The sequence below is a fragment of the Dellaglioa sp. CoH-57-MRSF-21 genome (assembly GCF_056781915.1).
In genome coordinates this window covers 1-12,100 of record NZ_JBXAXU010000009.1, presented here as the reverse complement: position 1 = coordinate 12,100, position 12,100 = coordinate 1, and the positions used below count along the sequence as shown (strand labels likewise).

The window sequence follows — 12,100 nt, the reverse complement described above, 5'->3', positions numbered from 1 at the left end:
GACTTCAAAATTTTCTTCAGTGATTAAAATTATTGGGTCAATTAATGCTTATGTTTTAAATTTTGCTTTCAACATCTCCAATTTGAATTCTAATATTCAATCGCATAAAATTTTTTTTCCTTAGTTCTATTTTGATTTTTTCATACTCGGATAATTTTCGAAATACCGTTTTTGATATAGAATAAGTGTCCTACCTAATCAAATATTGAGTAGATGAATTGGACAAATTATAATAATAACCACGTGCAAACTTTCTGTTTTCGTGGTGGTTGATTGTCGCGCAGTTTACACTTTGGGTGACATCCTTGCCGTCATCATCACGCCAACCAAAGGCAAAATCACGGTTATAAGAGTGGCTATTCTTTGGTCGTGCAAAATAGTGCGCTGAATTTTGCGACAAGACAAACTGCACTTGCACAAAAGAAAAGAGTCCCGTGTACATGCCGTCACCGTCATACTTTTGGAATTGCTCAAATGCATTCCATTGGTTTTGTAAGGACTCATCTTTTTCTTCAATGTGGGCTACAGGTAACCCATTAATCAGTAGCAAGATATCAATCCGCCGCTTAGAGCTTAGACTAGTCGCTAAATCTGTGAACGTAATTTGGTTAACGACTTCATAACGTGAATGTCCACCAGCCACTTCATCACCATAGAATATTTCAAGTTCTAGCTGCGTCCCATCATCACGATTCAACGGTACGGTCCCAACACCACCCGCACCCGCCAACATGAGTTGCGCATCATACGGCGTTTTATTCTTCGTTAGTTCCAACTTCACTTGTTCAAACTCATTATCAGATAACAGAGTATCTTCTAGTCGTTTGCGATTGTTGGCATTCAGAATATCTCGCCAGTGATCATATAACCGATCAACTGTTACACCAGAATAATCTGTGAAATATTCTCAACCTTCACTCTTTAGCTTATCAATTACAGCTTGTTCAAATTTATCTTCCGCCATTTAACTAGTCTTCTTTTCTTTTTTAGTTGTAACTATTTACCAAAACGCCACCACTTTTTAGGTTTAGGTTGTGACTCCGGGGTGCTATTTTCAGGTTCCGGTTGTTTGTCTGACGTCACTTCTTTTTCACCATCATCATGCGGTGCCATCGTTAAGGCTTTCAAGTCCTTAATTTCTGCCTTGTATTCTTCGAGCAGTTGTTTGTCCTGTAAGGCTAGCCGTTGTTGCTGATCTAATAAATTTTGCATTTGTGATATTTGTGAATCTTTATTTTCTATTTGCTTATCTTTAACAGCTAATTGTTGTTCTAATATTTTAAATACATAGCTATTATCCGTTGTTTGCTTATTATCACTGGTAACATTAGTATTACCAACGTTACCACCAACGTTGCTACCTACTTTTTCACTGCCGTTACTACTAGAAAAATGCTGTTTTAAAAGCCTATAACCACTAACCGTTACTACTAATGTTTCTACTCCGTTACTATATACGGTTTCTACGTAGTTTGCTCTAAATTCATCGGTTAATCTTTTCCTAACTGCTTGCTTAGATACCTTGAATTCATCAGCAAGTTCTCGAATTGTTTTTAAATTGTCACTCATGATCTATATCCTGCCTTTTAACGATTGGTAGATACTGTTCAATCGATTTTTTAAGATACTTAGCAATATTCTTTTTAGAATAGTCATCTTGTTTATCTCGGATATATGCTAAGTGCTCTTTGACACCGTTTAAACCACGTAACTCTTTTAATTCGTCATAACGTGGATAAACATTTTTCTGTAACCCTGACAAAATAGACGTATCCGTTAAATCAATATATGACAACAAAAACTGCTCCATAAGTAACTTTGTATATGGACTTTTTATAGCCTTAACAGTCAACATGTCTTCTGTTTCTTCTTGGCGAATCTTGCCCTCAATATAAACAGGATCATCCTGTTTATAACTACTATCAGCTGCAACTTGTTTTTTAGTAATGTGAAAGACAATACTATCAATGCTGCGTCCTTTTTTGACTTTTTCGTATGTAACTTGAAGCGAAGTATGCTCTGTTATTTCGTCCAAAGGATTTTTCAATATCCATTTATCAAAATTTCTAAAATCCTGATACTCATCTATTGTATCCGTCATTTCTCGTAAGTCTCGTATACTCATTTCAGGGTTACGGTAACTTTGAACTTGCTCTTCTCTTCTGCCGCCTTTAACACTGTAGTGCTCATACTGGTTGTAATTCATTGATAGCCAACGATACAAAACAATCGCATACTTGCTATTCAATTCAGAAATTTCTGACAAAGCATGTTGCGTAAAATTTGTTTTGAGATTAATTAAATAGGGCATGATTTCGGGACTAAATCGAATTAATACCTCATCATGATAATCCGTCCATTCTACATAAGGAATTGGCACAATGCTCACAAACTTAAACCCTTTATCTTGCTCTTTTTTAATCTGAAAAAAAGCTTGTTTCTGCATTTTTTCAATCGCTTCTTTAAAGCGACTATGCTTATCGTTATCATCAACCTTAAAGAAAGCAAATAACTCTTGCTTTGATAAATAAACCGTCTGATCCTCTGGTGGATTATCTGTATCAATTAAAGACACCGCTAGTTCAAACATTTTAAGTGGTGTTTTGTCCATTTTGGCGATGGATGTAATCAAACTATTATGTTCAACGACTTTTCTTTTTGATAATTCATTCAAGGTCTGTACCTGCCTTGTCTTTGATTCTTCTGGTATAATGGTCATATAAATACACTCCTTTGGGTGTGTTGTTGGATAAGCATAAAGAAAAACTTTTTGTCGGGGATTTCTTTATGCTTTTTATTATATCATTTATAGTGTAGTTTTTTTAAAAAAACTACACGTATGCACAGTTTTTTCTACACGTATGCACAGTTTTTTCTACACGTATGCACAGTTTTTTCTACACGTATCTAGCTTTAAAGCACTGATAAACCTCACTTTATACCCGCGCAAAAGAACAAAAGATTAAAATATAAAAGATAAACTTATAATAGGCTGCGCCTTTTTATTGAACCCATAAAAAAACAAAACAAAAAGAACACCGTTGTACATAATGTTTGTCCAGAGTGTTCTTTTTGTTTTGAATTATTTTAAATGATGGATTACTGGTTATGTAACCTAATTGCCACTTATTAAGCCAATAGCGACGTTTTAATCTATTTAATGATTATTTCTACGTCACATGGCTAAAAACGCTTAGAACGGCAAATAAACCGGTTTAGCGTTAGAGGCTAGGTCCTTTAAAAAGATCACGCGTTAATTCAATGATTCGATTAATTAATGCTTTAACTTGTTCAATACCGCGATCTAATCTAGTTGGCGCTATTTTCGTATCTGGATCTGCTCTAGCTGTCGTCAGTGTTTTTAACCAGGCCTGGGCTACTTTTTTATTTTGAGTGAGTTCTTCATGATCCAGCTTATAAAGAACATACCGGGCCTCCACATCCGTATGGGATAGTTGGTCGACACCATAATCATTTTTAAGCATGTCTCGCATGGCATAATCCAGCTGTTGCTGGTCTCGCTGCCGCTTCTGAAGCGCTTGATGCGTTTCTTTCAGGTTTTGATAATCAGATTGGATGTCAGCTAATTGCACTTTGACTTGTCCTAACGTTTGCTTGAGTTCTTCTGTCTCATGCTGGCTTTGTAAGGTGGCTTTCTTCATCGTGGCTAACACGTTTTTAAAGCGATCTAAGTCATCTGGTTTAAGCACCGTCTTACCAAAGAGGTTTTTAGATAAGGCTTGTTTAAAATCATCAATTTGTTTTTCGGCTAAGTCAACTTCCGTTAAGGCTTGATCCGTGATTTTAAGTACGGCCTGTTTAGCCCTAATATTGTCTTCAACGTCAGCTAGTTCGTTTTTTAAGGCGTTAAACTGATCGTTGTATTTTTTGATTTCAGCGACATTCTCAAACGGTAAGGTTTTGTTATTTAAAATCCCTTGTTCATAAAAGGGCAGCACCTTTTTTAAATGCTGATCTAAATCATCATGAAAGGTTTGCAGATCATGTCGCGTTAGGACTTCTTTAGCGGATACTTTATAACGCGCTTTTTTATCATCAAAAACCACTGGTACAAAGGCATAGTGCAAGTGAGGGGTTGTCTCGTCATAATGTACGACAGCGGCCACGGCATTTTCTTGGCCATAACGGTCATTAAGAAAATTGGTGGTTGCTTCAAAAAAGGCGCTCTGTTGCTCGTAGGGCGCTTCTGCGAGTTCTTCAGGTAAAGTGACAATCCAAGTCGCTAACGCCTTCACATCGTCTCTTTTCATGCAATAAACGTCATTTAAACGCGCGTTGAAGCGTGAAAGCATATCTGAACCATCTGCCATGAGATCTTGATTCAGATAGGATTTCGACACATCAATTTCTTTGTTAGTGTGATGGTCGGTTTTACGTTCAAAATGAACGGCTAAGCCGGGAACTGAACCACGCGTATTTTTCTTTAAATGCGCCATCAAAATTGCCTCCTCAAAAAAGATTTTCCAAGACCAGTATAACACCGTTAAAAATCTGGTATAGCCTGTTATACCAAAATAATATTTTGGACAGGCTCTGCGAGGCGCGTCATCGACAAGCGATGACAGTAGCGTTTCCCCTTCCTGCTGGGGAAACTACTATTTTTCAGCGCCTATCATCCGGCTAGAAAAACCTCCGGCGGGTCACGCCGTGACAGGGCAATTTATCATTGCAGGATCACTTTCAGTGAGAGCATGTCATGCAGAACGCTGCCCGCGTGGGGCAAGCTGCTGTCAGCTTAACCACATTAAAATAATCGGTAAACGTAAGTGTATAATAACAAAAAAATTGTAGTGGACTATCGCAATTAATAGGTGTTATACAATAAAAGCAAACAAAAAGGCACCCTTAAGGTGCCCACATTATTTTAACGATCATTAAGATCATCAAAATAACGTTTGATTGCGAACGTCACAACAGCAACACAGATTGCGTTAAACAATTGTGTAAGTTCTTGAAAAAAGTAAAACATGGAGTCTAAACCTCCTTGCCGTTGCAGTATAGTAGGAAACAACAGCTTTTTAAGTATATCATGTTTTGAAATACCAATAATATAATGTTATAATGTTAATAGAAGAAAGTACATGGAGACTAACCTCTCTAGTAAAAAGGGCTAGTGCGTAGGAACACCAGCTCTTTTTGTTTGTCTTTTTTGAAGCAAGTTTCCTTTCAGGGCAAGACAGTGTATAATTATAAACAATAACTGCCATGAAACAGCTCTGCTGTTTCAAAGGCTTGGGCCAGTACGCTGGTCAAGCCTGGTGGCCCACTTTAAAATACAGTGACGCTGATAGTATGATGGCTAGACTGTTATTTTTGACAATTAAAGACGATTCAAAAAATTAACCAAGCCCCCAAATTACTAATAGGGGGGGTAAAATTGCAAATAAACCGATAGGTAACCCCTCCTCAACGCTTGGGGGAGTAAGTTTAAGTCGACATTTCTATTATGGGGCAAAAAGGTAATAAACGCCCCTTTGATGAGATTTATCTAATAAAATCAAGAAAGGAGCTGTTATGACGTACAATGCAATTAAGGGTCGCTTTACGCGCGTAGCCCCTGATAAAACGATTTTGTATGGCGACAAGTCTTATACGTTTGCCTTAACACCGGAACAAAGTGACCAGATTGACCAGGCTGTTTATGCGGTTGTCCTGGCCAAAAATTACAAAACGACCTCATTTTCAATTGATGAGAAGTTAACCTTGTCTGACGAAGAAGTCGCCCAACACAAGTTGGTGGTCCGTTTACGCCTCCGCAAAAAGCACAAACAGCCCTCTCATAAACCGCTCACGGACTAAAATTTCACAAATAACAAAAGGCTAGTTGTGGGGATTATGAGAGCTAGACCAATTATTTTTAGCTCAATTCACAAGACGTGATCACAGAAAAAGCGCCAAACCCTGTTTATTTCAGGTTTGGCGCTTTTTAGTTTAGATAAGCGACATTAAGTAAACCAAACATTGGTCGGCGGATGTCAAGTTGAAAACCACATGTTTAATATTTTAGTAAACTACTGGTTACATGTATGTAAAATTAACGAAGATTATTTTTTAATCAGAGCACAACTTTTTTTAGAATATCATGATTTGGTTTAAAAGTAAATCGGACGTACACGTTTTTGGAACGTCTACGCAAAGGCTTTTAGCAATCAAATTACTCACTATTATATCAAATATTTCAATTAATTAACCCGTTTTCAAATATTTATATTCTAAGCATAATAAAAAGACACACCAGGTGCCTTTTGTTTATTATAATATTTATACAGCTAGTCGTTTTTTATTTTGGTTTAATGACCAGGACCATACAAGTTTAAAACGACAACTCCTGACAAAATTAATACAATTCCTAAGACGCTGCTCAGATTAATAGATTCTTTCCAAACGACTACTGCCAAAACAGTTGTCAATACAATTCCTAAGCCAGCCCATAAAGCGTAAGCAACATTCAAGTTTATAGTTTTCATAGCTAATGCTAAAAAATAAAAACTTGCACCGTATGAAACTAAAGACCCCACAGTTTCCCAAAGCGAACTGAATCCGTTTGAAGCTTTTAACAAATTCGTTCCCAAGAGTTCACCTAGAATCGCGAGCCCCAAAAATATATATCCCATTAAATTACACCTACCTTTTTTTTATAACGAAAAAAAACGACAAAAATGAAAAAATTCATTAGTCGGCGTTTTTTAGCTAGCCACAACCCAGCTATTCATATATTTTTTATTATACAATTTACTCCGCTTAATTGCAATGTCGTTTTTAATTATTCTCGAATTCTTGTTTTTTAACTTCAAGCATACGTTGTTTACGCTTTTCATAAGCTCTACGGTAACGTTGCATGGCTTTATATTCCTGCTCAAAGACTACCATAGGTCGTTTACCGTCAAGTGCCTGTCTCAATGGCATAGCATTCATTTTTGAAGCTACTTCATCTAATTGTCGTTGTTTCACATCTTTAAATGACGTGCCTTTAGGGTACCAATCACGTAGCTTACGGTTTCTGTTTTCATTTGAACCACGTTGTTGTGGTGATGACGGTGTGGCATAGTATAGCTTAATTTTAAGCTCTTTTTGAACATATTCTAAAAAGTCCCATGAGATAAATTCAGAACCATTGTCGGCTGTTATAGTACGCACAGCTTTGCCATAACGCTCATAAAACAACCTAAATGCATTGAAACACTTGACTTCTGGTAGAAAAAGGACAAGATATTATCTTGTCCTTTGATTTTAATTGCCTTTAATAACGCTTCTAAGGCATTTTTGACATTTTACTAGTCTTTGTACTTTGTTGCTTTTAAAGTTTCTCTGTGGCTCTTATATGAGCTAATTTAGCCATTTTAACTTAATGATTGCAGGTATTCGCTGTACCACACTTCAAAAGTATTTCTCATTGCGCCAAAAATGTAATTTTCAGGATTAACTTTTTGTTTTTTATCCTGTTTATTTCTAATAGCGTTAAATGTTCTTCTCAATGAAACTGTGATGTCATGTTGCAAATCCTCGTAGTTATCTAAAAAGATAGTTGTTGGTTTTCCTGTTTGTTGAGTAATAAATGTTTCACTTGCCTTTTTAGCATTAAAAATAATCCCAATCATTTTTTCCATTTTCTTTGGATCATTTGCAGACCATAAACTGATTAACTTTATGGTTTCAGCTTCTAAAGGAATTTTACCTGAATTTCCGTTTGATACTAGAAATTCGCTTGCATTAGCTACAATGTCTTGATTTTGTTTTTGTAGAACATTTTGAGAGAAATTAGTTGATGAAAAATCAAGCATGCTTGTATCTTTATTAGTATCTTTATTAGTATCTAAGTTAGTCTTATATAGATTGTGTCCGATTTCGTGATGTCCGCTTGTATCAAGGGTTTCAGCCATTTCTTGTCGGCGTCCGATTTCGTGATGTCCGCTTGTATCAAGGGTTTCAGCTGTTTTATTATTTTCTTGTCGGCGTCCGATTTCGTGATGTCCGCTTGTATCAAGGGTTTCAGCCGTTTTATTAGCAAAATCCCGTTTAATATACACGTCTTTTGCTGTAACTTCTAAATCAGCAAGGTAAAGTCTGCGTTTAATTACAGTTGTATTCAATTAGTCTAACCAAAATCAATTTGATCTAACATGGTTTCCCGACTCGCTTGGTCTAAGCCAAGGTAAGTTAACGTCATAGCTTCACTAGAATGATTCAGTAAGTGCATGACTAAGCCAATGTTGTAATTTGACTGTGTATAGACACGGTAAGCGCCGGTTTTACGCATGGTATGTGTGCCGAGATAGTTGATACCTAATAAATCTCCAACGCGTGCCATGATTTTATAAAACTGCTTCTCAGTGATATGACGATCTGGATGGGCCGTTGAGGGAAATAACCAATCAGAATTGATATTTTCTTGGACTAGCCAATCATGATACTGCAGTAAGTCTTGTTTAACTGGCTTTAAATATAACGTGTTTGCTTTACCGGTCTTTTTATCATGAATAAAGGCCGTGTGTTTAACAGAACCGTCTGGATTATAGACATCTGATTTTTTTAAGGTCATGACATCACTCACCCGCAGTAGGGTGGCTTTACCAACTTGAAAGATGGTGTAGTTACGCCGACCCGCCCGAAAACTATCTAGTAAAGTATCTTGTACCATCTTTAAGACGTTGGAATCTTTGATGGGTAGTACGATTTGTTGCACCATGTTTTACCTATTCCTCACTTTACTTAATAAAATTTCTTTATCCTTAGGATCATTTAAAGCGTGAATCTTTGCATGACAATTAGGACAGACGGCAATACAATTTTCAATTGTATCTTCTCCACCATCTGATAAATAATTTATATGATGGGCATGCAAAAATGGCTGATTATATTTATCTAAAAATGGGGCTAATTGTTCACAAAGAGAACAATATCCATTAGCAATGCGTTTAACGTAGTTAGCAATGTAAGGACTCCTCTCAAAGGAAATAGTATTCACAAATCTTGAACTAGCCTTGTCATTAGGATTATTTTTATGGAATTCATGGTTGGAACGACTAATTTCTTGGGCCATTTCAGCTAATTTTGATTGTGGCAATTTTTGCAAATGTTTATCTTGCTGAATTGTATGACTCTGGATAATGGATAGTGGTAATTCCCCATTGCCGTTCTTTATCGTAAGAGGGAATTTATAAACTAATCTGTAATTATGATTAGCATCTAACTCACTCGCTTTGTACGGATTATTTGACAAATAAACTATTCCTCTGTAAATATATTCACGGCTAACAAATGACTCAAACAGATGGATCGTGATGTTATCTTGATTAGCTTCAACTATTTTCTTATTGTTTCTGGTTAACTCTTGGTCACCTTCTTTTCCTTGACCCGTATAATGCAACGTGTCTTTTTCCCAAGAATCTTGATAAGGCACATCTTTCTGATTAGCACTCTGATGAAAAGAAAATATAACTAGACTCCGTGTTTTAGTTGAAAATCTGACACCACCAGAATTAGATACCCTGAAGATCTCCATTATTTGGGCATTACTATATACATCACCAGTTATTAAAAGATTATTTTTGTCCATACTTTTGCATCCTTTTTTGGGGTTATTATAACATTAAAATAAAAAGAAGCCCCTGTTATCTAGTGATTAGATAACAGGGGCTGTTTTAATAGGTTTTCATAGGGTCGATTATATAATTATAGACCCTGAGTTAAGGAATGTACTGATGTTTTCTAGTATAGTCCCTAGTTTGATAATATTTATTGTATTTTTCTGTATTTAGTTATTCGATGATATCGAGGCTAATATGTCAGTCTTCCAAGCAGCCATTGGTTGGTATATCAATTTTTATAATCGAAATCGTATCTCAAATATTGCCTAAGTAACTGAATAAAAATAGTCCAATTTATTGACTTCTGAGCAATATTACCATCCTTGAAGTATAGAGGATCCTTATGGACAACTAACATTGGGACACCTATAGTACCGACGAGAGGAACCTATGAAATGTTACACAAAAGCTATAAGACAACTGATTGAGTTGATTATACCAACGTGCATAAAAACATTGTTGCGACAAAATAATATGTTGCTTGCTAATGTAGGGTTGGTTAGTCTTATAGACTTTTATTATCTGTAAACCCTTGTCCCTCAACGGTTTACAGATAAGGCTTAGTCTAAAATTGCTCTTTTTTTAAACATTAAACTTTTCTATTAACTTAATAATAATAACCACGGGCGAACTTAACCGTTGTGTTGACGGGTGCTTATCACGTAGCTTTCATATTTAACGATCAACAAAGTATTTTTTGATGCACAAAATAACTTTTATACTTCTTATCAGTGGTTCAGGCAAAAAAGAGTAAGAATTATTTAAATTCTTACTCTCGCTACATCTCCTTTTTGAGTTTAATATATTGCCAACACCGATAATACAATAGATGTTTTCTGAATAACCTATATCAACTTTTTATATTTTGGCTAAGTTTACTTTCACGTTTTAATATCTTACGATCATTTAAGACCAAATAAATTGTTAGAATAAATATTAACCCTAAGGCAATAAAAATAACAGAAGAGTTAGCTTGCCATCCGAATTTATCAACCAGTATACCAATCAAGGCAGTTGCTCCAACCTCTCCTAATACGTATTGGAAAAAGCCAATGAAGCCCGTCGAGAGACCAACAGCAAATTTAGGAACTGCTTCATTGATCATTAATCCGATAAGTGTTGCAGGTGCATAAATCAAAGTTCCCATAAAGAACAAATCAATAGTTATGAGGGTTTGATTTGTGCTAAAGAAATAAATAAGTAATGAGGCAGTTAATCCAAATAAACACCATAGACAAACTAACGCACGCTGCCCTTTTAGCTTATCCGATAAAATCCCCATTATAATAACACCTGGTACGGCAGCAATTTCAAAAATTCCTACTAACCATTTAGAGAAAGACGGGGTAAATCCTTTGGTAGGTAGATAACTAGGGATCCAACTCATGATTCCATAGCGAATGATATAAATCGCCATTGAAGTTACGGCCACAGCCCAAACAATTTTATTCGAAACGATATGCTTTATAAATACTTGCATAATAGAAAGATCAGTATTGTCATTGTTATCAATCTGGCCTTCACCTGTCACCTCTACTGTATCATCATATTTTGAAACAGGGGGTAGTCCTTCAGCAATAGGGCTTTCAGAATTAATGACCAGCATTAGTGTTGCAATCGTGACAGAAACGACTGATGCGGTTAAAAAAATAGCAGCAATTGAATTACTAAATAAAAATGCAGCCAACTCTACAGTCAGCACACACAAAAATGCACCGGCATTATGAGCAGAAGACCAAATAGCATAAGCCGTCCCACGCTTTTTCTTAGAAAACCACAAACTAATTTCACGCTGACATGCTGGGGCTCCCATAGCTTGAGCAGAAGCCATTAATAACATAAGCGCAATAATAACATAAAAATTATGAGTGAAAGCAAGGCCGGCATTAAAAAAAGCAGATAGATACAGACCTAATACCAAAAAGTATTTGGTATTCGCTTTATCAGATAAAGCACCCATAAATAATTTAGAAATCCCATAACCAATTCCAAAAGTTGAGAGAATAAGGCCAACTTGACTAATTGAAAAACCATATTCTTTCATAATTGAATGTTGTTCCGTCGTAAAAACCAATCGAATAATATAATAGGCAACATAAGAAAAACTGGTTGCAACTAGAACCCCTAACTGTTTCCGTCTAAAAGTACTATCAATTTCTTCAACTGGTACTTTAACATTAGAATTAGTTGAAGCTAATAACCATTTAAACATAATATAAATCCCCTCTCTGCATTTTAAACATAATATAAATTCCCTCTCTGCATTTTAAACATAATATAAATTCCCTCTCTGCATTTTATGAAATCGCTTACAACAACGATATAATATCACAAATAAATCACATTTACCACATAAACATTCATAATTTGAACAATTAATTCACTTTTATCAAAAACGTAACAAACATAATTTTAGACTTCAAAATTTTCTTCAGTGATTAAAATTATTGGGTCAATTAATGCTTATGTTTTAAATTTTGCTTTCAACATCT

At 35.7% G+C, this 12,100-nt stretch carries 9 protein-coding genes and 2 pseudogenes; 1 reads left to right on the top strand and 10 read right to left on the bottom strand.

What is annotated here, in order from left to right:
• Positions 1–286 precede the first annotated feature (286 nt).
• The 4 genes and pseudogenes from AC1RPQ_RS07530 to mobV all read right to left on the bottom strand — a co-directional run.
• Positions 287–964, bottom strand: a pseudogene (locus AC1RPQ_RS07530) (type I restriction endonuclease); the annotation flags it as partial.
• Positions 965–996: 32 nt separating this feature from the next.
• A complete protein-coding gene (locus AC1RPQ_RS07525; protein WP_481762198.1) occupies positions 997–1,569 on the bottom strand; it encodes a DNA-binding protein in 573 nt (190 codons plus the stop codon).
• Positions 1,562–2,719 carry a RepB family plasmid replication initiator protein gene (locus tag AC1RPQ_RS07520; protein ID WP_481762197.1) on the bottom strand — a complete coding sequence of 386 codons (1,158 nt, stop codon included), beginning with the start codon at positions 2,717–2,719 and terminating at the stop codon, positions 1,562–1,564. The genes AC1RPQ_RS07525 and AC1RPQ_RS07520 overlap by 8 nt, the downstream gene beginning before the upstream one ends.
• Before the next feature lie 502 nt (positions 2,720–3,221).
• Complete coding sequence (gene mobV / locus AC1RPQ_RS07515) at positions 3,222–4,457, bottom strand: MobV family relaxase (protein ID WP_481762196.1); 1,236 nt, start codon at positions 4,455–4,457, stop codon at positions 3,222–3,224.
• Positions 4,458–5,535: 1,078 nt separating this feature from the next.
• Here mobV and AC1RPQ_RS07510 point away from each other — a divergent pair.
• Positions 5,536–5,820 (top strand): hypothetical protein, encoded by a 285-nt coding sequence (locus AC1RPQ_RS07510; RefSeq protein WP_224138772.1) that lies wholly within the window; start codon positions 5,536–5,538, stop codon positions 5,818–5,820.
• 491 nt (positions 5,821–6,311) lie between these two features.
• On the opposite strand, the gene AC1RPQ_RS07505 is transcribed toward AC1RPQ_RS07510, so the two are convergent.
• From AC1RPQ_RS07505 to AC1RPQ_RS07480, 6 genes and pseudogenes are all read right to left on the bottom strand, one after another.
• Positions 6,312–6,635, bottom strand: a complete 324-nt coding sequence (locus AC1RPQ_RS07505) for a DMT family transporter (RefSeq protein WP_014386287.1) — start codon at positions 6,633–6,635, stop codon at positions 6,312–6,314.
• Positions 6,636–6,780: 145 nt separating this feature from the next.
• A pseudogene (locus AC1RPQ_RS07500) lies at positions 6,781–7,194 on the bottom strand (IS30 family transposase); the annotation flags it as partial.
• Between the two features lie 167 nt (positions 7,195–7,361).
• Complete coding sequence (locus AC1RPQ_RS07495) at positions 7,362–8,111, bottom strand: plasmid replication initiation protein (RefSeq protein ID WP_224148372.1); 750 nt, start codon at positions 8,109–8,111, stop codon at positions 7,362–7,364.
• A gap of 5 nt (positions 8,112–8,116) precedes the next feature.
• A complete protein-coding gene (locus AC1RPQ_RS07490; protein WP_150289733.1) occupies positions 8,117–8,707 on the bottom strand; it encodes a site-specific integrase in 591 nt (196 codons plus the stop codon).
• Positions 8,708–8,710: 3 nt separating this feature from the next.
• Positions 8,711–9,577 (bottom strand): HNH endonuclease, encoded by an 867-nt coding sequence (locus AC1RPQ_RS07485; RefSeq protein ID WP_150289734.1) that lies wholly within the window; start codon positions 9,575–9,577, stop codon positions 8,711–8,713.
• 881 nt (positions 9,578–10,458) lie between these two features.
• Positions 10,459–11,820, bottom strand: coding sequence for an MFS transporter (locus AC1RPQ_RS07480; protein WP_481762195.1), 1,362 nt, complete (start codon positions 11,818–11,820; stop codon positions 10,459–10,461).
• Positions 11,821–12,100: the final 280 nt, after the last annotated feature.

Excerpts from the sequence above, each read along its gene's own strand:
- AC1RPQ_RS07525 (WP_481762198.1), bottom strand. The coding sequence starts at position 1,569 with ATGAGTGACAATTTAAAAACAATTCGAGAACTTGCTGATGAATTCAAG.
- AC1RPQ_RS07520 (WP_481762197.1), bottom strand. The coding sequence starts at position 2,719 with ATGACCATTATACCAGAAGAATCAAAGACAAGGCAGGTACAGACCTTG.
- mobV (WP_481762196.1), bottom strand. The coding sequence starts at position 4,457 with ATGGCGCATTTAAAGAAAAATACGCGTGGTTCAGTTCCCGGCTTAGCC.
- AC1RPQ_RS07510 (WP_224138772.1), top strand. The coding sequence starts at position 5,536 with ATGACGTACAATGCAATTAAGGGTCGCTTTACGCGCGTAGCCCCTGAT.
- AC1RPQ_RS07505 (WP_014386287.1), bottom strand. The coding sequence starts at position 6,635 with ATGGGATATATATTTTTGGGGCTCGCGATTCTAGGTGAACTCTTGGGA.
- AC1RPQ_RS07490 (WP_150289733.1), bottom strand. The coding sequence starts at position 8,707 with ATGGTGCAACAAATCGTACTACCCATCAAAGATTCCAACGTCTTAAAG.
- AC1RPQ_RS07485 (WP_150289734.1), bottom strand. The coding sequence starts at position 9,577 with ATGGACAAAAATAATCTTTTAATAACTGGTGATGTATATAGTAATGCC.
- AC1RPQ_RS07480 (WP_481762195.1), bottom strand. The coding sequence starts at position 11,820 with ATGTTTAAATGGTTATTAGCTTCAACTAATTCTAATGTTAAAGTACCA.